Here is a 20,609-nt window from a genome sequence, read left to right as displayed (position 1 = left end):
CTCGTCGTGAGTCTCACCATCGGCATCGTCGGCCTGCCCAACGTGGGCAAGAGCACCCTGTTCAACGCGCTGACCAAGAACGACGTGCTCGCCGCGAACTACCCGTTCGCCACCATCGAGCCGAACGTCGGCGTGGTCGGGCTCCCCGACGAGCGGCTGGGCACGCTGGCCGAGATCTTCTCCTCGCAGAAGGTGCTGCCCGCGCCGGTCTCGTTCGTCGACATCGCCGGCCTGGTCCGGGGCGCCTCCAAGGGGCAGGGTCGGGGCAACGCGTTCCTGGCGAACATCCGCGACGCCTCGGCGATCTGCCAGGTGGTGCGCGCCTTCTCCGACCCGAACGTGGTGCACGTCGACGGCAAGGTCTCCCCGGCCGACGACATCGAGACGATCAACACCGAGCTGATCCTGGCCGACCTCCAGACGCTGGAGAAGGCGTTGCCCCGGCTGGAGAAGGAGGCCAAGCTCCGCAAGGACCGGGCCGCCGCGGTCGAGGCCGCGAAGAAGGCCGCCGATCTTCTCGACCAGGGCATCACGCTGTACGCGGGCGCCGCCGCCGCCAAAATCGAGCTGGAACACCTGCGTGAGCTGCACCTGCTCACCACCAAGCCGTTCCTCTACGTCTTCAACGTCGACGAGGCCGAGCTGGGCAACGCCGAGTTCCTCGACGAGCTGCGCGCCCTGGTCGCGCCCGCCGAGGCGGTGTTCATGGACGCCAAGATCGAGTCGGAGTTGGTGGACCTGCCCGAGGACGAGGCGCGCGAGCTGCTGGAGTCGATCGGGCAGTCCGAGCCGGGGCTGGACCAGTTGGTCCGGGTGGGCTTCCGGACGCTCGGGCTCCAGACGTACCTCACCGCCGGGCCCAAGGAGGCGCGGGCCTGGACCGTCCCGGTCGGCGCGACCGCGCCGGAGGCCGCCGGGGTGATCCACAGCGACTTCCAGCGCGGCTTCATCAAGGCCGAGGTGGTCTCCTACGGCGACCTGGTCGCGGCCGGATCGATGGCGGCGGCGAAGGCCGCCGGCAAGGTCCGGATCGAGGGCAAGGAGTACGTCATGCAGGACGGCGACGTGGTCGAGTTCCGCTTCAACGTCTGACAGCCCGGCGGCCGTCAGCCGGCGGCCAGGTGCTGCTGGTGGTGCCAGGAGGTCCTCGGCGGATGATCGTCCGGAGCAGCGACCAACGGCGGCCGTACCTGCGACGCGTCATCGCGCGCCGCAACGCTCCTCTCGCCGCCACCCTGGCAGGATTCCCTCCGCGAGGTGGTGGGGAGGCGGGACCACCGGACTGACGGGCTCGCGGCCTTCCCTCCGGTGCTCGTTACTTCTGGTGTTCGGATCAGGTGAACCTCGGTGAGGAAACCCGGGCGTTTCCGGGCCGACGCCCGGCAGTACCCCCTGCCCGCCGCCTTTCGAGCTGATAGCAGCAACGACTCAGGCCGGTCGGCCGGGGCCCCGGGATCTCGATGGTTCCGGGAGGTCCGAGGTCCGTTGGCTGAGTCGTTGGTGATGTCAGCTCCAAAGGGGGCACGGACATGACACCCACTCCGGGTCTGCGGCCTGGCGACGGCCCCATGGCAGCACGGTGACGCCATCCTGAAGCACCTGTTGAACAGGGGTTATGCAGAAATGCGTTCAGGTGGGTGCCAAAGTGATGCCACGGAGGCTTGCGATGGTGCCATAGCGTGTGCCACAGTAGTGCCATGGACTTGACCTCGTATGTGAGCAACCTCGGGCGGGAGTTCGCCGCCCTCGCCGAAGCCGGCGGTGAAGAATCGCGTGCGCTGGTCGAGCGCCTGACCGGGCCGCTGGAATCAGCGATCCGGATGACGCTGCTGGACGCCCTGTCGGCCGCCGCCGACGAGATCACCCGGGAGTTGGCCCCCGGCTCGGTGGAGTTGCGCCTGCGCGGGCGCGACCCGGACTTCGTCGTGACGGTGCCGTCCGCCGAGCCGCCGCCCACCGCGCCCGAGGTGGGCGCGACGCCGGACACCGACCCGCCGGTCACCGAGGACGGCCCGGTCGCCCGGATCAACGTACGGATGCCCGAGCAGCTCAAGGCCGCGGTCGAGGAGGCCGCGGCCACCGAGGGGCGTTCGGTGAACGCCTGGCTGGTCCGGGCCGCCGCCGCCGGCCTGCGCGGCGGCGGCCGGGAGCCGCGTCCCGAGTCGCCCCACGTCGGCAAGCGGTCCCAACAGCGGTTCACCGGCTGGGTGCACTGACCGCACCGCACCGCGCCGCAGCACTTCTCCTCTCCCGTCCCCCTGACCTGCGGGGACGACCCACCCACCCGAGATGCGGGGACAACCATGCCTGTTTTCGACACGCCCGAATCGATCTCCGTCACGATGGATCTCGGCGTCGCCTCCGTGCGGATCGCCGCGAGCGACCGCGCCGACACCTCGGTCGAGGTACGCCCGAGCAACGGCGACGACGAGTCCGACGTGCAGGCCGTCGCGCAGGTGCGCGTCGACTACGCCAACGGCACGCTTCAGGTCACCGGCCCGAGGCGCGCCTTCGACTTCTCGAAGAAGAGCAGGTCGGTGGACGTCTGCATCGAACTGCCGAGCGACTCCCGGTTCTCCGCGCACCTGCTGATGGGCGACGTCGTCGCCGCCGGCCGGCTCGGCGAGACCCGCGTCAAGACCACCGGCCACGTCCGGCTGGAGCAGACCGGGCCACTGCGCCTGCACACCGGCGCCGGCCGGGTCAGCGTCGACGGCGTCACCGGCGACGCGGAGATCTCCACCGGCTCCGGCACCGTCCAGGTCGGCCGGGTCGAGGGCACCGTGGCGGTCAAGAACTCCAACGGCGACACCACGATCGACGCGGCCACCGGCGACGTGCGGGTGCGCAACGCCAACGGCGCCGTCGAGGTCACCCGCGCCGGCGCGGGCGTCGACGCGAAAACCTCCAACGGCGGTATCCGCGTCGGCGAGGTGGTGCGCGGTTCGGTGGTGCTCGGCACCGCCATGGGCGACCTGGACGTCGGCGTCGCGCCGGGCACCGCCGCGTGGCTCGAGGTGAACACCGGCTTCGGCCAGGTGCACAACCTGCTGGAGAGCACCGCCCGGCCGGGTGGCGCCGAGCAGACCGTCGAGGTGCGCGGCCGCACCTCCTACGGCGACATCACCATCCGCCGGTCCTGAAGGAGAACGACCATGACCACGAATCAGATCGCCGTCATCGGGCTCCGGAAGTCGTTCGGCGACCACGTCGTGCTCGACGGCATCGACCTGCGCGTACCCGAGGGAACGGTCTTCTCGCTGCTCGGCGCGAACGGCGCGGGGAAGACCACGACGGTGCGGATCCTGTCCACCCTGCTCGCCGCCGACGGCGGCGAGGCGCGGGTCGCCGGGCACGACGTGACCCGCGAGCCGGACCCGGTACGCGCCGCGATCGGCGTCACCGGGCAGTTCTCCGCGGTGGACAAGCTGCTCACCGGCGCGGAGAACCTGCGGCTGATGGCGGACCTGCACCACCTGCCCCGGGTGGAGGGCCGGCGGCGCGCGACCGCGCTGCTCGACCGGTTCGGCCTGACCGAGGCGGCCGGGAAGTTGGCATCGACCTACTCCGGCGGCATGACGCGGCGGCTCGACCTGGCGATGACGCTGGTCGGTGACCCGCGCGTGATCTTCCTGGACGAGCCGACCACCGGGCTGGACCCGCGCAGCCGCCGCGACATGTGGCAGATCGTCCGCGACCTGGTGGCCGGTGGCGTCACCATCTTCCTCACCACGCAATACCTGGAGGAGGCGGACGAACTGGCCGACCGGATCGCGGTCCTGGACCACGGCCGGGTGGTCGCCGAGGGCACGCCCGACGAGCTGAAGCGCCGCATCCCGGGCGGGCACGTCCGCCTGCGGTTCGCCGACCCGCAGGCCCTGGACGCCGCCGTACGGGTGCTCGACCGGGCCACGCGCGACGGCGACGCGCTCGCCCTGCGGGTGCCCGGCGACGGCAGCCTGCGCTCGCTGAAGGCGCTCATCGGCCGGCTCGACGACCGGGGCGTCGAGGTCGACGAACTGTCCGTGCACACCCCCGACCTCGACGACGTCTTCCTCGCCCTCACCGGCAACCCCACCGACGAGAAGGTGACCGCGCCATGAGCATCCCCATCCAGGCCGACCTGCGTTTCCACCCGCTGCGTGACTCGGTGACCATGCTGCGCCGCAACCTCCGGCGGATGCTGCGCTACCCGTCGATGACCGTGATGCTGGTCGGGATGCCAGTGGTGTTCCTGCTGCTCTTCGTCTACGTGCTCGGCGGCACGCTGGGCGCCGGGCTCGGCGGCGGTGGCGTGGCCGGCGCGGATTCGCGCGCCGCGTACGCCAACTACGTGGCACCGGCGATCATCCTGATGACGGTGGCGGCCACGGTGCAGGGCACCGCGATCTCGATCGCCATGGACATGACCGAGGGCATCATCGCCCGGTTCCGCACCATGCACATCGCCCGCGTCTCGGTGCTGACCGGGCACGTGCTCGGCAGCATGATCCAGGCGTCGATCAGCCTGGCCGTGGTGATCGGTGTGGCGCTGCTGGTCGGCTTCCGGCCCACCGCCGGCCCGGCCGGCTGGCTGGGCGCGGTCGGCCTGCTCGCGGCGGTCACGTTCGCGCTGGTCTGGCTGGCCGTCGCGCTGGGCCAGGTGAGCGAGAGTGTGGAGACCGCGAGCAACCTGCCGATGCCGCTGATCCTGTTGCCGTTCCTCGGCAGCGGGTTCGTGCCCACCGACTCGATGCCGGCCGGCCTGCGGTGGTTCGCCGAGTACCAGCCGTTCACGCCGATCATCGAGAGCCTGCGCGCCCTGCTGATGGCGGAGCCGCTCGGCAACGACGGCTGGGTCGCGCTCGGATGGTGCGCCGCCATCGCGCTCGGCGGGTATCTCTGGTCCCGGCGGCTGTTCCACCGCGAGGCGCGCTGAACCGGCGCGATGCCCTCGGTCCGCGTCAGCGGATCCGGGGGCTGCGCCGTTCGATGAGCGTGACGTCCCGCCAGACGCCGTGGTGCCGCCCGATCCGCTCCCTGGTGCCGACGATCCGGAACCCGCGGGCCGCGTGCAGGGCCAGGCTGGCGGTGTTCTCCGGGAACACGCCGGACTGGACGGTCCAGACGCCGGCCGCCTCGGTCGAGGCGATCAGCGCGTCCAGCAGGGCCCCGCCGACGCCGCGCCCGCGCGCCTCGGGGTGCACGTAGACGGAGTGCTCCACCACCCCGGCGTAGACGCAACGGTCGGAGACCGCCGAGCAGGCCACCCAGCCGCGCACCCGCCGCGCCGGGTCGAGCGCCACCCACCGGTGCCCGGGCAGGCGGCCGGCGGTGAACCGGCCCCAGTCGGGAGGCTCGGTCTCGAACGTGGCGTTCCCCTCGGCGATGCCGAGGCGATAGATCTCCAGCACGGCGTCGGCGTGCGAGTCGTCCATCGCGGCGACGGTGACGGTCATCGACCCCTCCCGCGACTCAGCCGGCCCGCAGGGCGTCGTCCACTCCGGTTTCCCGGCGGCCGAGGTGCACCGGGTCACGGCGGGACAGCACGTCCACCGCGGCCTTCACGCCGGCGCCGAGCACCAGCGCCACCGGCGCGTCCGGCACGTCGGTGGCGGTGAACACGTGCCCGGCGGCTTCGCCGCGGATCCACACCGCGCTCGCCACGGTCGCCACGGCCAGCAGCACCACGCCGGCCGCGGCGACCAGGACGAGCCGGCGGGCCAGGCGCACGGCCCGCCGGTGGGTGGCGCGCCAGGCGCGCCAGTGTGCGATCAGCCCCCGCATGGCGGCGATTGTGCCAGGCCGCTCAGGAGATGTGGTGCAGGATCACGTTGTGCACGTGGTGGGCCTTGTCCGCGCCCCGGAACTCCACCTCGTAGGAGTGCGTGCCCACGTGCACGGCGATCGCCCCGGTGGAGAAGAACGAGCCGCCCCAGGACTTGTTGCTCACCACGCTCACGCTGGTGACCTTCGAGTACGGGATGCTCGTGATGGCGAACTTCTTGCCGACGAACGAGCGGTCCTGGATGATCACCCGCCGGTCGGTCAGGCCGATGAAGCCGGTGCCGGCGCCGATCGCGTCGTAGACGGCGATGATCTGTTCACCGGGCAGCAGGCCGCTCTGGATCTGCTGGAACTGTTCCTTGCGGTCGTACGTCGGGCCAGACATGTCCTCGACGGTAGGGCAGCCGCGCCAGCGCTCAGTGCTCGGTGACCGCCCGGACCGCGTCTTCGATGCGTGCCGCGAGCAGCACCTCACCCTCGGTGAGCGGTTCGCCGTCGTCGTGGCCCAGCCGGATCTGGGTCCGGTCGGCCCGTCGGCTGATCTCGGGGCGCAGCCGAAGCGCGTCGGCCACCACGGCCACCCGCTCGGTGAGTGCGGCGTGTTGGGTGTCGTCGAGGACCAGCGTGCGGCGGAGCTGCTCACCCTCGCGCGTCCACCCGGACAGCAGAGCGAGCGCGTCACTGAGATAGTCGTGCTTCGCCCGGCTGCTGAACAGCACGCGCATCACCGCACCTCCCAGGCGTCGTTGCCGGCTTGTGGCCAAATCGTCGCCATCCCGTGTCCCAGTCGACGCTCTCTAGTCTGTCGTCGCACAGATGGTGTGTCCACGCCCACACTTCCGTGTTCTGCTGGCCTGATGGCCGACTCAGCTACCCAAACCGCCGATTGATCTGGCACGCTGGTGGCCCGTGCGGACCGAACGGTTTAGCGAGGGTGGGCAGGCCGACCGGCGGGAGCCGAGGGTGGTCGTCGGAGCGGCGATCATCGTGGCCGGCCGGGTCCTTGCCTGCGAACGCTCGGCGCCCCCGGAGGTGGCGGGGCGTTGGGAATTTCCCGGCGGCAAGGTCGAGCCGGGGGAGGCCGAGACCGACGCGCTGGCCCGGGAGTGCGCCGAGGAGTTGGGCGTCCGGGTGGCGGTCGGCGCGCGGGTCGGCCGGGACGTCCGCATGGCGCACGGCCGGTCCGTCCTGCGGGTCTACGCGGCCCGCCTGCTCCACGGCGACCAGCCGACCGCCCTGGAGCACGCGGACCTGCGCTGGCTCTCCGCCGCCGAGCTGGACAGCGTCGACTGGCTGCCGGCCGACGTGCCGATCGTGCCCGCCCTGCGCCCGCTGCTCGCCAGCCCCTGAGCCGCGCCGGTCGGGGCCGCCGGCCTTTGCGCCGGGCCGGGCCGAGCCGCCGAACCGGCCAGCCGGGCGGAGACGGGACGGGGGCCGGCGGCGTGTGCCGCTGGCCCCCGTCATCGTCGCGTCGCCGCTCAGTGCTTCGGCTCGTCCTGCTGCGGGTGGGCGAAGTTGAGGTGCTCGGCCGGCAGCGGGAACTCCACGTCGTCGCCGAACGGCGACGGCGCGGCGGCCCGGTCGAAGGTCAGCTCGGTAAGCGGCAGCTTGCCGCTGGAGTCGACCGCGGGCGCCGTCGGGTGCGGCACCTCGCGCTGCCAGTTGACGCCCTGCTGGGCCTGACGCTCGGCGCCGCTGTCGTGCGAGCCGCCGGCGTGCGAGTGCACCCCGCCGTGGGTCGCGCCGCTGGTCACCGCACCGCTGGAATGCCCGCTGGTCACGCTGGTCTGAGGCACCTGACCCCTCCGGAAGATCTTGTTACCGAGCCACACAAGGGGATCGTACCTGCGGTCGACGACCCGTTCCTTCATGGGGATGATCCCGTTGTCGGTGATCTTGATGTGCTCGGGGCAGACCTCGGTGCAGCACTTGGTGATGTTGCAGAAGCCGAGGCCCATCTCGGACTGCGCGTACTCCTTGCGGTCGGTGCGCGCGTCGAGCGGGTGCATGTCCAGCTCGGCGGCCCGGATGAAGAACCGGGGGCCGGAGAACGCCGGCTTGTTCTCGTCGTGGTCACGGATCACGTGACAGACGTTCTGGCACAGGAAGCACTCGATGCACTTGCGGAACTCCTGCGACCGCTCCACGTCGATCTGCTGCATCCGGTAGTCGCCGGGCGCCACGTCGGCCGGGGGCGCGAACGCCGGGGTCTCCCGCGCCTTCTCGTAGTTGAACGAGACGTCGGTGACCAGATCCCGGATCACCGGGAAGGTGCGCAGCGGGGTGACGGTGACGGTTTCCGTCTCCTCGAACGTCGACATCCGCGTCATGCAGCCCAGCCGCGGCTTGCCGTTGATCTCCATCGAGCAGGAGCCGCACTTGCCGGCCTTGCAGTTCCACCGGCACGCCAGATCCGGCGCCTCGGTGGCCTGAAGCCGGTGGATGACGTCGAGGACGACCTCGCCCTCGTTCACCTCGACCGCGTAGTCCTGCAGGTCACCACCGGTCTCGTCGCCCCGCCAGATGCGGAACTGCCGCTTACTTCCCATCAGTTGTTCGCCTCCTCGGAGCGGGCGTCGAACTCGGCGAGTTCCTCGTCGGTCAGGTACTTGGCCAGCTCGGCCCGGTCGAAGAGCCCGATCAGCTCCGGTCGCATCGTCGGCAGCGGCTTGTGGGTCAGCCGGACCGCGTCGCCGTCCAGCGAGCAGACCAGGTTGACCCGACGCCACGCCGGGTCCATCGCCGGGAAGTCCTCCCGGGTGTGCCCGCCGCGCGACTCCTGCCGCTCCAGCGCCGCCTTCGCGGTGCACTCCGAGACCACGAGCATGTTGCGCAGGTCGAGCGCCAGGTGCCAGCCCGGGTTGTAGCGGCGACCGCCGACCGCGCTCACCTTCGCCACCCGCTCCCGCAGCTCGGCCAGCCGGCCGAGCGCGTCGGCCAGTTCGCCCTCGCGCCGGATGATGCCGACCAGATCGCCCATCACCACCTGGAGGTCCTGCTGGAGCTGGTAGGGGCTCTCGCCGGTGTCGCGCTGCAACGGCGCCAGCGCCGTCTCCACCGCGGCCTCCACCGCCGCCACCGACACCGCCGGGCGGGCACCGAGCTGATCGGCGTACGTCGCGGCGTGTCCGCCCGCCCGCTTGCCGAAGACCAGCAGGTCGGACAGGGAGTTGCCGCCGAGCCGGTTGGAGCCGTGCATGCCGCCGGACACCTCACCGGCGGCGAAGAGCCCGCGTACCGTGCCCGCCGCCGCGCCGGAGTCGGGGTCCACCTCGACGCCGCCCATCACGTAGTGACAGGTCGGGCCGACCTCCATCGGCTCCTTGGTGATGTCGACGTCGGCCAGCTCCTTGAACTGGTGGTACATCGACGGCAACCGGCGGCGGATCTCCTCCGCCGACCGGCGGGACGCGATGTCCAGGTAGACGCCGCCGGCCGGCGTACCCCGACCGGCCTTGACCTCGCTGTTGATCGCGCGGGCGACCTCGTCGCGGGGCAGCAGCTCCGGCGGACGCCTGTTGTTGTCCGGGTCGGTGTACCAGCGGTCCGCCTCCTCCTCCGTCTCCGCGTACTGCTTGCGGAAGACGTCGGGGACGTAGTCGAACATGAATCGCTTGCCGTCGGAGTTCTTCAGCACACCGCCGTCGCCGCGCACCGACTCGGTGACCAGGATGCCCTTCACCGAGGGCGGCCAGACCATGCCGGTCGGGTGGAACTGGAGGAACTCCATGTTGATCAGCGTGGCCCCGGCGCGCAGCGCCAGCGCGTGACCGTCCCCGGTGTACTCCCAGGAGTTCGAGGTGACCTTGTAGGACCGGCCGACCCCGCCCGTGGCCAGCACCACGGCCGGCGCTTCGAACAGGATGAACTCGCCGGACTCGCGGTAGTAGCCGAACGCGCCGGCCACCCGGTCGCCGTCGAGCAGCAGCTCGGTGATCGTGGTCTCGGAGAAGACCCGGATTCGGGCGTCGTAGTTGCCGAACTCGCGCTTGTCCTCCTGCTGGAGCGAGACGATCTTCTGCTGGAGCGTGCGGATCAGCTCCAGGCCGGTCCGGTCGCCGACGTGCGCCAGACGCGGGTACTCGTGGCCGCCGAAGTTGCGCTGCGAGATCTTGCCCTCGGCGGTCCGGTCGAAGAGCGCGCCGTACGTCTCCAGCTCCCAGATCCGCTGCGGTGACTCCTTCGCGTGCAGCTCGGCCATCCGGAAGTTGTTCAGGAACTTGCCACCGCGCATGGTGTCCCGGAAGTGCACCTGCCAGTTGTCCCGCGAGTTCACGTTGCCCATCGCGGCCGCCGCGCCGCCCTCGGCCATCACGGTGTGCGCCTTGCCGAACAGCGACTTCGAGATGATCGCGGTCTTCTTGCCGGCCAGCCGGGCCTCGATCGCCGCGCGCAGGCCGGCGCCGCCGGCCCCGATCACGACGACGTCGTAGTGGTGTCGTTCGATTCGCGTCTCAGTCATGTCAGGGGCCCTCAGTTGATGAACCGCAGGTCGTTGAACCAGCCGGCGGCGATCGCCATCACGTAGAAGTCGGTCAGCGCCAGGGTGCCCAGGGTGATCCAGGCGAGTTGCATGTGCCGGACGTTGAGCCAGGACACCCCGGTCCACGCCTTGTAGCGCACCGGGTGCTTGGAGAAGTGCTTGAGCCGGCCGCCGATGATGTGCCGGCAGGAGTGGCAGGAGATCGTGTACGCCCAGAGCATCACCACGTTGACCAGCAGGACGATGTTGCCCAGGCCGAAGCCGAAGCCCTCCGGAGAGTGGAAGGCGTAGATCGCGTCCCAGGTGTTGATCAGCGAGATGATCGCGGCGGCGTAGAAGAAATAGCGGTGCAGGTTCTGCCCGAGCAGCGGGAACCGCGTCTCGCCGCTGTAGCTCTGGTGCCCGTCCGGCACCGCGCAGGCCGGCGGCGACAGCCAGAACGACCGGTAGTAGGCCTTGCGGTAGTAGTAGCAGGTGAGCCGGAACAGCAGCAGGAACGGCAGGGTCAGCGCCGCGTCCGGGATGATCCACCAGCCGGGCAGGAAGCTGCCGAAGTGCGAGGAGCCCTCGACGCACCGCTCGGTCACGCAGGGGGAGTAGAACGGCGTCAGGTAGTGATATTGATCGACCCAATACCACTTGTGCATGAAGATCCGGACGGTTGCGTAGATGACCCAGGCGCTGAGCCCGACCACCGTGACCAGCGGCGCGAGCCACCAGCGGTCGGTCCGCAACGTCTTCGCCGTGATGGCGGCACGCGCCCGCGCTCCCCGCGGCCTCGTCGCCGTAGATGTCATTGCTGTCTCCCTGACGTCACAACCCCGTCTTTTGCGCACGCATGATCCCGCCGCGAACCGGCGCGGCTAAGTGACACACGTTACGCCGATCTTCACGGCCCGGCCGCGCAACGCAGTGTCCCGTGTGTCCCGCTGGTTGGAAAGACCCGGCTCATGATCAATATGCGTGACCCGGCGAGCGGCGCGCCGACCGGTCGCCGCACCGCGCCGACCGGTCAGCCGGACGCGCCGCCGGTGAAGTTCCACGAGGACAGCCGCACCGCCGGCGCCTCCCACCAGGAACCGTCGACCCGGTCCGGCTGGCGGACCGGACGCCGGCCGAGGTCGAGCACCCGCCCCGGCCCCAGCGCCCGCGGGTAGGACTCGGTGAACCGGAAGTCACGCACCGCCCGGGTGGGCACGCCGTCCTCGACCAGCCAGACGCCGTTGCGGGTCAGCCCGGTGACCACCAACTGCTTCGGATCCAGCACCCGCGTGTACCAGAAGTCGCTGACCAGCAGCCCACGCCGCACCCCGGCCACCAGCGCCCCGGTGTCCGGGTCGCCCACCGCCCCGGTCACCCCCGCCCCCGTCGCGCCGGACGGAGCGACGCCGGTCGGGCCCGCCGGCAGCAGGCGAACGTTGCGCGGGATCGGGCCGAAGGTCGACCCGCCGGGCATGCCGTGTCCGGTGGACCCGGAGCCCACCTCCGCGCCGCTGCGCCGGTCGTGCGCCACCGCCCCGGTCGTGCCCGCCCGCACCAGGGGCAGCGCCCGCCGGACCGTGCCCTCCAGGTCGAACGGCAGCGCCGAGGCGTGCAACGGGTCGTCGACAAGCGTCACCGTCGGGTCGAACTGCGCCGCGCCCGGCTCGGCGAACGACTGGCGCTCGGCGTACCGCTTGCCGTTGAAGCCGTACCAGGCGAGGTTCTGCAGCAGATCGGCCACCGCGGCCGGCTCCAGCACCACCTCGTAACGCCCCGGCGGCAGCTCGACCGGATCGGCCGCCGCCCGCGCCTTGGCCGCCGCGCGGGCGCCGAGCGCCGCGCCGTCCAGGTCGCCGAGCCGGTCGGCGCAGTGCCGGGCCACGCCGTCCGCGCCGCCGGTGCGGGCGATGCCGTCCATCGCCGCCTCCGCGGCCCGCCCCACCGCCGAGTGCCCGGCCGAGTTGGCGAACGCCCCGGACCGGTAGGACGTGCGGCAGTAGCCGGCCGCCGCCAACCCTTCGACCGCGTCCACGAACGCGCGTACCCGGGACGCCCGCTCGTCGGGCGAGGCGAACGCGGTCGCCTCGTCCACGGCCGGACCGGACGGCACCGGGGTCGGCGCGGTCAGCCCCGGCCAGGCCGGATCCGGCGGGACGAGCCGGGCCGCCGCGCGGGTCCGCTCGACAAGCGCGGCCAGCCCCTCCGCGTCGACCCGGCTGCCGACGCCGGCGGCGGTCCGGCCGTCGACGTGCAGCCGGAGCTGCACGGTGGTGCCGGTCTCGGCCACGTTCTGGTGGATGAACGAGTTGGCGAACCGGGTCAGGGCCAGGTCGGCGCGGGTCACCAGCACCTCCGCCTCGGCGCCCGGCCCGGCCGCGCGCCGGACCAGCTCCACCACCCGGGCCGCGAGATCCCGCTCGTCGCCGGTGCCGGCACTGCGCGTCATGCGCGCACCCCCACCCGGACGCCGCGGAACCGGGCCGGCGCGGCCGGGTGACCGGTGTGCCCGATCTGGCCGGGCTGTCCCTTGCCGCAGTTGGGCGTGCCCCAGGCGACCGTCTCCCCGGAGAGCATGTCCATCGAGCGCCAGAAGACCGGCCCGATGCCGGTGTAGGTCGGGTTGCGCAGCATCCGCCCCCGGCGGCCGTTGCGCACCTCCCAACCGACCTCGCAGCCGAACTGGAAGTTGAGCCGCTTGTCGTCGATCGACCAGGAGCGGTTGATGTCCATCAGCACCCCCTCGTCGGTGGCCGCGACGATCTCGTCGAGCGTGTGCGGGCCCGGTTCCAGGCCCACGTTCGTCATCCGCACCATCGGCAGCCGGGCCCAGCCGTCGGCGCGTACGCTGCCGCCGTGTGCCAGGCCGGCGACGGCGGCCGAGTCCCGGCCGGCGAGCACGCCGACCCACCGCCCCTCGCGGACCGCGTCCCGGGCGACCGCCGGGGAGCCCTCGTCGTCGAAGCCGAAGCTGCCCAGCGCGCCGGGGATGGTCGGGTCGATGGTCACGTTCATCAGCTCGGAGCCGTAGCGCAGCGAGCCGAGGCGGCTCAGGTCGAGCCAGGAGGTGCCGGCGAAGGCCGCCTCCCAGCCGAGGATGCGGTCCAGCTCGATGGCGTGCCCGACCGACTCGTGGATCTGCAGCGCGAGTTGCTCGCCGCCGAGGATCAGGTCGGTCTCGCCGGCCGGGCACTCCGGCGCGGTGAGCAGCTCGCGGGACTCCTCGGCGACCCGGGCGGCGTGCGCGGCCAGGTCGAGCGAGGTGACCAGCTCCCAGCCGGTGGTGCCGTACTGCCCGCGGTAGCTCGGGTAGGACCGGCGCTGCGTCTCGCCGTCGCCGATCGAGGTGGCCGAGATGCCGCCGCCACACTCCCGGATGTGCTGGTCGATCCGGTGGCCCTCGCTGGAGACGAACCACTTCGTGGTGTCCCAGATCTGGTAGAGCCCCTCGGCCAGGTCGGCCCCGTGCTCGCGCATCGTGGCCGTGGCGCCGACCAGCAGGTCGCCCTTGTCGGACAGCGGCACCCCGAGCGGATCGACCGCGCAGTCGGAGGCCCAGCTCGCCACCGCCGCGTCGACCGGCACGAGGTCGATCGGCGGCCCCGGAACCCGCGCGCTCGCGGCGGCGACCGCCGCGGCGCGCCGACCGGCGTCGCGGGCCGCGGCGTCGGACAGCTCGGGTACGGCGTGGAAGCCCCACCCGGAGCCGACCAGGGCGCGCACGCCCAGCCCGATGCTCTCGTGCTGGGTCAGCTCCTCGACATCGCCGTTGCGCGCCGACATCGACTCGTAGCGACGGTGCATCACCCGGGCGTCCGCGTAGCGGGCCCCCGCGTCGAGGGCGGCCTGCACGGCGGCGCTCGCCGCATCGAATCCCATGCGCCCGACCCTAGGCGAGCGCACCGACATCCGTCAGGCGAGCAGGTCCGCCGGGCGGATCAGGACGTGGACGGGTCCGGTGCGTCGTCAGCGACTCCTGATCGACAGGCAGGTACCACTCGATCCCGGCAGCCGCGTGGTAATGCGTCTTGAGCACCTTGTCGGTGGCGGCGTTGCTCGGCGAAATGATCTCGCAGATGAGGCGGACGTCGGCGCACGCAGCTCCCCGGAGATGTTCCGGTGAAGCGGGGTGGGACCTGGGGTCCGGTGCGGCGACGCGGCGACCGCGTGCAGTTGCGATGGTGAATGTCCCAGGTGAGGGCTGTTCAGGTCGGAATCCCAGTCGTTACGCTCTGACCACTGACAGACCGGGCTCTGTAGCTTATTTTCGCCTCCAGAAGTTTCCTGTAGGTTCTCTTCGTCACCGAGGAGGAGGCGGCCATGGGCAGGTCGGAGGCGGTGCCGTCCGGGGAGCCGGACCGCGCCGAGGTGCCGGAACAGCGCGCCGGCGAAGCGCCCTACCTCCAGGTCAGAGACCTGCGGGTGCGGTTCGACACCGAGGACGGCGTGGTCCGGGCCGTGGACGGGGTCTCGTTCGCCGTCCAGCGGGGTCGCACGCTGGGCATCGTGGGTGAGTCGGGCTCCGGTAAGAGCGTCACGTCGCTGGCCGTCCTGGGTCTGCACAACACCAGGCGGGCCACCATCACCGGGGAGATCACGGTCGGTGGCCGCCAACTCGTCGGGCTGGCCGAGGAGGAGGTGCGGCGGCTGCGGGGTCGGGACATGGCGATGGTGTTCCAGGATCCGCTGTCGGCCCTGCACCCCTACTACAGCGTCGGCAGGCAGATCGCCGAGGCGTATCGGGTGCACCACCCGAAGGCCGGCCGGCGGGAGGCCCGTGCGCGGGCGGTGGACATGTTGGGCCGGGTGGGGATTCCGCAGCCGGGTCGGCGGTTCGATCAGTTCCCGCACGAGTTCTCCGGTGGGATGCGGCAGCGGGCGATGATCGCGATGGCGTTGGTGAACGATCCGGATCTGTTGATCGCCGACGAGCCGACCACGGCGTTGGACGTGACGGTGCAGGCGCAGATCCTGGACCTGCTCGCCGATCTGCAGCAGGAGTTCCGCTCGGCGATCGTGTTGATCACCCACGACCTGGGTGTGGTCAGTCAGGTGGCCGACGACGTGCTGGTCATGTACGGGGGCCGGGCCGTCGAGCAGGGCAGCGCGGAACGGGTGTTGCGGTCGCCGCAGCATCCGTACACCTGGGGGCTGCTCTCCAGCGTGCCGTCGTTGCACGGTGACGCGGACGCGGACCTGGTGCCGATCCCGGGCAACCCGCCGTCGCTGATCAACCTGCCGTCGGGGTGCGCGTTCCACCCGCGCTGCCGCTACGCCGACGTCAACGGCGACCGGTCCCGCACCGAGGTTCCCGAGCTGCGCGACGCCGGCCACCCCGGGCACCGGGTGGCCTGCCACCTGTCGGCCGAGGACCGCACGCGCATCTACCGGCAGGACGTCGCCCGGACGGGAGTGGCGCGATGAACCCCGAGCAGAGTGCGGGCGCGGCGGCCGTGACCGCGCCCGCCGCGGCGCCGGCGACGGCGGTCGAGCCGCTGCTGTCGGTACGCGGACTGACCAAGCACTTCCCGGTGCGCGACGGCCTGCGGGGCAGGGCCGCGGTGCGGGCGGTCGACGGACTCGACTTCGACGTCCGGCCGGGGGAGACGCTCGGCCTGGTGGGGGAGTCCGGGTGTGGCAAGACCACGACCGGGCGGATGCTGGTGCGGCTGCTGGAACCGACCGGCGGCACGATCACGTTCGCCGGGCGGGACATCACCCACGCCGGCCGGCGTGACCTGCGCGGGCTGCGTCAGGACCTGCAGATCATCTTCCAGGACCCGTACGCGTCGTTGAACCCCCGCCACACGGTCGGGCGGATCGTGGCCATGCCGTTGCAGGTCAACCGGATCAACCCGCCCGGCGGGGTGCGCAAGCGGGTCCAGGAGCTGCTGGAACTGGTCGGGCTCAACCCCGAGCACTACAACCGCTACCCGCACGAGTTCTCCGGCGGGCAGCGCCAACGCATCGGCATCGCCCGCGCCCTGGCGCTGAGACCGAAACTCATCGTCGCCGACGAACCCGTCTCCGCCCTCGACGTGTCCATCCAGGCGCAGGTCATCAACCTGCTGCGCGACCTGCAACGCGACCTCGACCTGGCATTCGTGTTCATCGCCCACGACCTCGCCGTGATCCGCCACTTCTGCCACCGCGTCGCCGTCATGTACCTCGGCAAGATCGTCGAGATCGGTGACCGGGACGACATCTACGAGCGCCCGCAACACCCCTACACCAGGGCGCTGCTGTCGGCCATCCCCGACGTCGCGGCGCTCGGCCCCGCCGGCCGCATCCGCCTGACCGGCGACGTGCCCACCCCGCTCAACCCGCCCTCGGGCTGCCGCTTCCGCACCCGCTGCTGGAAGGCCACCGACCACTGCGCCACCGAGGAGCCGGCGCTGGTCACCCGAGACGGCGGCGCCCAACACACCGCCTGCCACCACCCGGAGAGCGGGCCGGCGGCGGTCGGCGTCGCCGCAGACGTGCAGGAGGTGACGGAATGAGCCTGTCCCCGGTCGAGGGCGCGGCGCTCGCGGAGATCGAGTCGCCCGACGACGGCGATGTGCGCCGGGACGAGGAGTTCGTCGGCCGGTCACCCGGCCAACTCGCCCTGGCGCGGCTGCGGCGTGACCGCACCGCGGTGCTCAGCGGCGCGCTGCTCATCGTGTTCGTCCTGGTCGCGCTGGCCGTGCCGCTGATCGAGGCGCTGTACGGGGTGGGGCCGAAGGAGCAGTTCCAGAGCCGCCTCGACGGCTACGGCATGCCGCTGGGTTACGCCGGCGGCGTCACCGGCGAGCACTGGTTCGGGCTGGAGCCCGGACTGGGCCGGGACATCTTCATCCGCATGGTGCACGGGCTGCGCACGTCGCTGTTCATCGCGTTCGCCGCCGCCGTGCTGACCGCCGTCATCGGCGTGACGCTGGGTACGCTCGCCGGCTACCTCGGCGGCTGGCTGGACTCGGTGCTCAACTGGATCACGGACCTGACCCTGGCGATGCCGTTCCTGATCATTGCGCTGGCGCTGATGCCCACCGTCGCGCTGCGCTTCTACGGGCAGCGGGAGGCAGTTCCGGCGTACTTCCAGATCGGCGTGCTCATCGCGATCTTCGCGTTGTTCGGCTGGACCAGCACCGCCCGCCTGGTGCGGGGCCAGATCATCGCGCTGCGCGAGCGTGAGTTCGTGGAAGCGGCCCGGGCCAGCGGGGCCGGGCTCGGGCACATGCTGTTCCGCCAGTTGCTGCCGAACGTGTGGGCGCCGATCCTGGTCGCCTTCTCGCTGGCGGTGCCGCAATACATCACCAGCGAGGCGGCGCTGTCGTTCATCGGCGTCGGCCTCACCGACGAGACGCCGAGCTTCGGGCGGATGATCTACCGGAGTCTCGACTACCTGCAGACCGACCCGGCGTACGTCTTCTTCCCCGGCATCACGATCTTCGCGCTCGTGTTCGCCTTCAACCTCTTCGGCGACGCGCTGCGCGACGCGCTCGACCCGAAGTCGTCCCGGTAGGAGGCCGACCCATGACGCGTTTCCTCGTCCGCCGGCTGCTCTCGGCCGCGCTCACGCTCTTCGCGGTCAGTGTGCTCAGCTTCCTGATGTTCTTCGCCCTGCCGCGCGACCCGGTCACCGGCATGTGCCCGAAGAACTGCAACCCCGAGCGGCTGGAGCGGGTGCGCCAGGAGCTGGGCCTGCGCGACCCGCTGATCAGCCAGTACGCCGGCTACATGAAGGGCATCGTCACCGGGCGGGACCTGGGCAGCGCCCAGGGCGGTCGCTGCGACGCGCCGTGCCTCGGCTGGTCGTACGTCTCCAACGAGGCGGTCTCGGACACCATCGCCCGGGTGCTGCCGGTGACGCTGAGCATCGTCATCCCGGCGGCGGTCCTGTGGCTGCTGCTCGGGGTCGGTCTGGGCATGCTCTCGGCGCTGCGCCGGGGGAGCTGGTTGGACCGGGCGGCGATCGGCTTCTCGCTGACCGGCGCGTCGTTGCAGCTCTACTTCGTCGGCGCGGTGCTGCTCATCGTCTTCGTCTACAACCTGCGCCTGCTGCCGGTGCCGAGCTACACCTCGCTCTTCGACAACCCCCTGAAATGGAGCAGTGGGTTGGTGCTGGCCTGGTTGGCGCTGGCCTTCCTGTTCTCCGCCATCTACGCCCGGCTGTCCCGCGCGCAGATGCTGGAGACGCTGTCGGAGGACTTCGTCCGTACCGCCCGGGCGAAGGGCCTGGCCAAACGCACGGTCTACGGCCGGCACGCGCTGCGGGCCGCGATCACTCCGGTGGTCACCATCGCCGGCCTGGACGTGGGCGGGGCGCTGGGCGGGACGGTGATCACCGAGACGACGTTCGGCCTGAACGGGATGGGCCGGACCGCGGTGGACGCGGTCCGCTCCGGTGACCTGCCGACCATCATGGCGACCGTGCTGATCGCGGCGGTCTTCGTGGTGCTGGCGAACATGGTGGTGGACCTGCTCTACGCGGTCATCGATCCCCGGGTGCGGCTGGGCTGAGCCGGCCCGGGCTGACGAAATTTATCGAGAACTGTTACACAACTTGTAGCTTTTCTTCTTTACGATCCTCGGGACGTCGGCGGATGCGCCCGGCGTACGGGTGGAGGAGGTAGGACATGCGACCACGCGCAGCGGCCGCCGTCGGCGGCGCCATCGCACTGGTGGTGGGGTTGGGCGCCTGCTCGGAGAACACGGGCGAGGGCACCAAGGTGGACGGCAACCGGCAGCAGACCGGGGTCATCGCCAGCGACCCCAAGGACTCGCAGGGGCCGGCGGCCGAGGTGGAGGGCGCGGCCAAGGGCGGCACGTTCACCATCATCCGGGAGACCCCCATCTCCCACCTGGACCCGCAGCGGACGTACTCGTTCGCCGGGCTGATGGCCAGCCCGCTCTTCGCCCGCTACCTGACCACGTGGAAGGACGACGGCAAGGGCGGCCTCGTCCTGGTGGGCGACCTGGCCGAGACCCCGGGCAAGAACGTCGACAACGACTGCAAGGTCTGGGAATTCACCATCAAGGACGGGGTGAAGTTCGAGGACGGCAGCCCGATCACCGCCAAGGAGATCGCGTACGGCATCGCCCGCTCCTTCGACCCGGACCTCACCAGCGGCCCGACCTACATCCAGGAGTGGCTGGCCGACACCCCGCAGTACGACACCAAGTGGGACTTCAAGAAGAACAAGACGTCGCTGCCGCCGGGCCTGAGCACGCCGGACGACAAGACGCTCCGGTTCGAGTTCGCCAAGCCGCGATGCGATCTGCCGTTCGCGGTCTCGCTGCCCACCACCGCGCCGCTGAAGCCGGAGAAGGACACCGGGGTCAACCTCGACCAGCGGCCGTTCTCGTCCGGGCCCTACAAGATCGCCAAGAACCAGGTGGGCGTCCAGCTCACGCTGGACCGCAACCCGAACTGGGACGCGAAGACCGACCCGGTGCGCCACCAGTACCCGGACCAGTTCGTCTGGACCTTCGGCCCGACCGCCGACGCCGCCAACAACCGGGTGATCGCCGACAACGGCGCCGACCAGGGCGCGCTCGCCTTCAACTCGGTGCCGGCCTCGCTGGTCGCCAAGGTGGCCGGTGACCCGGCGCTGAAGTCCCGCACCCTGCTCTCCCCGACCCCGAGCGCCAACCAGCTCGTGATCAACACGCAGCGGGTCAAGGACCTGAAGATCCGCCAGGCGCTCAACTACGCGATCGACCGGGAGGGCCTGGTCAAGGCGCTCGGCGGGCAGACCGTCGCCCAGCCGATCACCACGCTGATGCCGCCGTCGACAATCGGCTACAAGGCGTACGACGCCTACCCGGCCGGTGCCAACGGCAACCCGGAGAAGACGAAGGAACTGCTCGGCGGCCAGACGCCGGAACTGGTCCTCGGCGTCGCCGACAACACCAACGAGCAGGTGCAGGCGGTCCAGCTCAAGGGCAACCTGGAGCGCGCCGGCTTCAAGATCACGGTGCGGAACATCCCGGACGACGCGAAGCTGGACGAGGTCAAGAAGAAGGACAACCCCTGGGACCTCTACATCGGCAACTGGGCCGCGGACTGGCCCAGCGGGGCCTCGATCCTGCCGGTGCTCTACGACGGCCGCACCATCAAGGCCGAGGGCAACAGCAACCAGTCCTACTTCAACGATGACGCGATCAACGCCGAGATGGACCGGATCCTGGCCATGCCCCCGGCCGACCAGGGTCCGGAGTGGGGCAAGCTCGACGAGCGGATCATGAAGGAGTTCGCGCCGGTGGTGCCGCTCTACGTCGACGTGGCCTACAACGTGCACGGCTCGAAGGCCGGTGGCGTCTTCATCTCGTCCGTGTTCGGCTACCCGAACTTCGTCAACGCCTACGTCAAGCAGTAACCCCGGTCCGCTCGTAAGGA

20 protein-coding genes are annotated in these 20,609 nt (G+C 71.1%); 11 read left to right on the top strand and 9 right to left on the bottom strand.

Annotated elements, in window-relative coordinates:
* Positions 1 to 6 precede the first annotated feature (6 nt).
* The 5 genes from ychF to AB0H28_RS00865 all read left to right on the top strand — a co-directional run bounded on the left by ychF (position 7) and on the right by AB0H28_RS00865 (position 4,918).
* Positions 7 to 1,092: a redox-regulated ATPase YchF gene (gene ychF, locus AB0H28_RS00885; RefSeq protein WP_358032333.1), complete on the top strand. Its 1,086-nt coding sequence runs from the start codon at positions 7 to 9 to the stop codon at positions 1,090 to 1,092.
* A gap of 605 nt (positions 1,093 to 1,697) precedes the next feature.
* Positions 1,698 to 2,216, top strand: a complete 519-nt coding sequence (locus tag AB0H28_RS00880) for a ribbon-helix-helix protein, CopG family (protein WP_358032330.1) — start codon at positions 1,698 to 1,700, stop codon at positions 2,214 to 2,216.
* A gap of 87 nt (positions 2,217 to 2,303) precedes the next feature.
* Positions 2,304 to 3,143, top strand: a complete 840-nt coding sequence (locus tag AB0H28_RS00875; protein WP_358032327.1) for a DUF4097 family beta strand repeat-containing protein — start codon at positions 2,304 to 2,306, stop codon at positions 3,141 to 3,143.
* 12 nt (positions 3,144 to 3,155) lie between these two features.
* A complete protein-coding gene (locus AB0H28_RS00870; protein ID WP_358032324.1) occupies positions 3,156 to 4,103 on the top strand; it encodes an ATP-binding cassette domain-containing protein in 948 nt (315 codons plus the stop codon).
* Entirely contained in the window at positions 4,100 to 4,918 is an 819-nt protein-coding gene (locus AB0H28_RS00865) for an ABC transporter permease (RefSeq protein WP_358032321.1), read from the top strand. Before AB0H28_RS00870 ends, AB0H28_RS00865 begins: the two co-directional genes overlap by 4 nt.
* 25 nt (positions 4,919 to 4,943) lie before the next feature.
* On the opposite strand, the gene AB0H28_RS00860 is transcribed toward AB0H28_RS00865, so the two are convergent.
* Genes AB0H28_RS00860 through AB0H28_RS00845 form a run of 4 tightly spaced genes read right to left on the bottom strand, consistent with a single transcriptional unit; the run spans position 4,944 to position 6,491 of the window.
* Complete coding sequence (locus tag AB0H28_RS00860) at positions 4,944 to 5,438, bottom strand: N-acetyltransferase family protein (RefSeq protein WP_358032318.1); 495 nt, start codon at positions 5,436 to 5,438, stop codon at positions 4,944 to 4,946.
* A 16-nt stretch (positions 5,439 to 5,454) separates the two neighbouring features.
* A complete protein-coding gene (locus tag AB0H28_RS00855; RefSeq protein ID WP_358032316.1) occupies positions 5,455 to 5,766 on the bottom strand; it encodes a hypothetical protein in 312 nt (103 codons plus the stop codon).
* Positions 5,767 to 5,788: 22 nt separating this feature from the next.
* Positions 5,789 to 6,151: a PH domain-containing protein gene (locus AB0H28_RS00850; protein WP_358032314.1), complete on the bottom strand. Its 363-nt coding sequence runs from the start codon at positions 6,149 to 6,151 to the stop codon at positions 5,789 to 5,791.
* A 31-nt stretch (positions 6,152 to 6,182) separates the two neighbouring features.
* Entirely contained in the window at positions 6,183 to 6,491 is a 309-nt protein-coding gene (locus AB0H28_RS00845; protein WP_358032311.1) for a 4a-hydroxytetrahydrobiopterin dehydratase, read from the bottom strand.
* Between the two features lie 184 nt (positions 6,492 to 6,675).
* Here AB0H28_RS00845 and AB0H28_RS00840 point away from each other — a divergent pair, with 184 nt between their 5' ends.
* Complete coding sequence (locus AB0H28_RS00840; RefSeq protein WP_358032309.1) at positions 6,676 to 7,116, top strand: (deoxy)nucleoside triphosphate pyrophosphohydrolase; 441 nt, start codon at positions 6,676 to 6,678, stop codon at positions 7,114 to 7,116.
* A 128-nt stretch (positions 7,117 to 7,244) separates the two neighbouring features.
* Here the strand turns inward: AB0H28_RS00840 and AB0H28_RS00835 are convergent, their stop codons facing one another.
* The 5 genes from AB0H28_RS00835 to AB0H28_RS00815 all read right to left on the bottom strand — a co-directional run bounded on the left by AB0H28_RS00835 (position 7,245) and on the right by AB0H28_RS00815 (position 14,107).
* On the bottom strand, positions 7,245 to 8,315 hold the full coding sequence (locus tag AB0H28_RS00835; protein WP_358032305.1) for a succinate dehydrogenase/fumarate reductase iron-sulfur subunit: 1,071 nt from the start codon (positions 8,313 to 8,315) through the stop codon (positions 7,245 to 7,247).
* Complete coding sequence (locus tag AB0H28_RS00830; protein WP_358032302.1) at positions 8,315 to 10,228, bottom strand: fumarate reductase/succinate dehydrogenase flavoprotein subunit; 1,914 nt, start codon at positions 10,226 to 10,228, stop codon at positions 8,315 to 8,317. The genes AB0H28_RS00835 and AB0H28_RS00830 overlap by 1 nt, the downstream gene beginning before the upstream one ends.
* A gap of 11 nt (positions 10,229 to 10,239) precedes the next feature.
* Positions 10,240 to 11,046: a hypothetical protein gene (locus AB0H28_RS00825; RefSeq protein WP_358032299.1), complete on the bottom strand. Its 807-nt coding sequence runs from the start codon at positions 11,044 to 11,046 to the stop codon at positions 10,240 to 10,242.
* 215 nt (positions 11,047 to 11,261) lie between these two features.
* Positions 11,262 to 12,677, bottom strand: coding sequence for a metallopeptidase TldD-related protein (locus AB0H28_RS00820; protein ID WP_358032296.1), 1,416 nt, complete (start codon positions 12,675 to 12,677; stop codon positions 11,262 to 11,264).
* A complete protein-coding gene (locus tag AB0H28_RS00815) occupies positions 12,674 to 14,107 on the bottom strand; it encodes a TldD/PmbA family protein (RefSeq protein ID WP_358032293.1) in 1,434 nt (477 codons plus the stop codon). Before AB0H28_RS00815 ends, AB0H28_RS00820 begins: the two co-directional genes overlap by 4 nt.
* 441 nt (positions 14,108 to 14,548) lie before the next feature.
* Here AB0H28_RS00815 and AB0H28_RS00810 point away from each other — a divergent pair, with 441 nt between their 5' ends.
* The 5 genes from AB0H28_RS00810 (at position 14,549) to AB0H28_RS00790 (ending at position 20,589) form a co-directional block, all read left to right on the top strand.
* The gene (locus tag AB0H28_RS00810; RefSeq protein ID WP_358032290.1) at positions 14,549 to 15,652 is read left to right on the top strand and encodes an ABC transporter ATP-binding protein; all 1,104 of its coding nucleotides are present in this window, start codon (positions 14,549 to 14,551) and stop codon (positions 15,650 to 15,652) included.
* The gene (locus AB0H28_RS00805) at positions 15,649 to 16,728 is read left to right on the top strand and encodes a dipeptide ABC transporter ATP-binding protein (RefSeq protein WP_358032287.1); all 1,080 of its coding nucleotides are present in this window, start codon (positions 15,649 to 15,651) and stop codon (positions 16,726 to 16,728) included. Before AB0H28_RS00810 ends, AB0H28_RS00805 begins: the two co-directional genes overlap by 4 nt.
* Positions 16,725 to 17,732: an ABC transporter permease gene (locus tag AB0H28_RS00800; RefSeq protein WP_358032284.1), complete on the top strand. Its 1,008-nt coding sequence runs from the start codon at positions 16,725 to 16,727 to the stop codon at positions 17,730 to 17,732. Before AB0H28_RS00805 ends, AB0H28_RS00800 begins: the two co-directional genes overlap by 4 nt.
* 11 nt (positions 17,733 to 17,743) lie before the next feature.
* Positions 17,744 to 18,730: an ABC transporter permease gene (locus AB0H28_RS00795; protein WP_358032281.1), complete on the top strand. Its 987-nt coding sequence runs from the start codon at positions 17,744 to 17,746 to the stop codon at positions 18,728 to 18,730.
* A 116-nt stretch (positions 18,731 to 18,846) separates the two neighbouring features.
* Positions 18,847 to 20,589, top strand: a complete 1,743-nt coding sequence (locus AB0H28_RS00790; protein WP_358032278.1) for an ABC transporter substrate-binding protein — start codon at positions 18,847 to 18,849, stop codon at positions 20,587 to 20,589.
* Positions 20,590 to 20,609 lie beyond the last annotated feature (20 nt).

Source organism: Micromonospora sp. NPDC050980 (assembly GCF_040653835.1).
Lineage (GTDB): Bacteria > Actinomycetota > Actinomycetes > Mycobacteriales > Micromonosporaceae > Micromonospora.
Note: the sequence above shows the minus strand (reverse complement) of the source record. Positions and strands in the feature narration are given on the sequence as shown.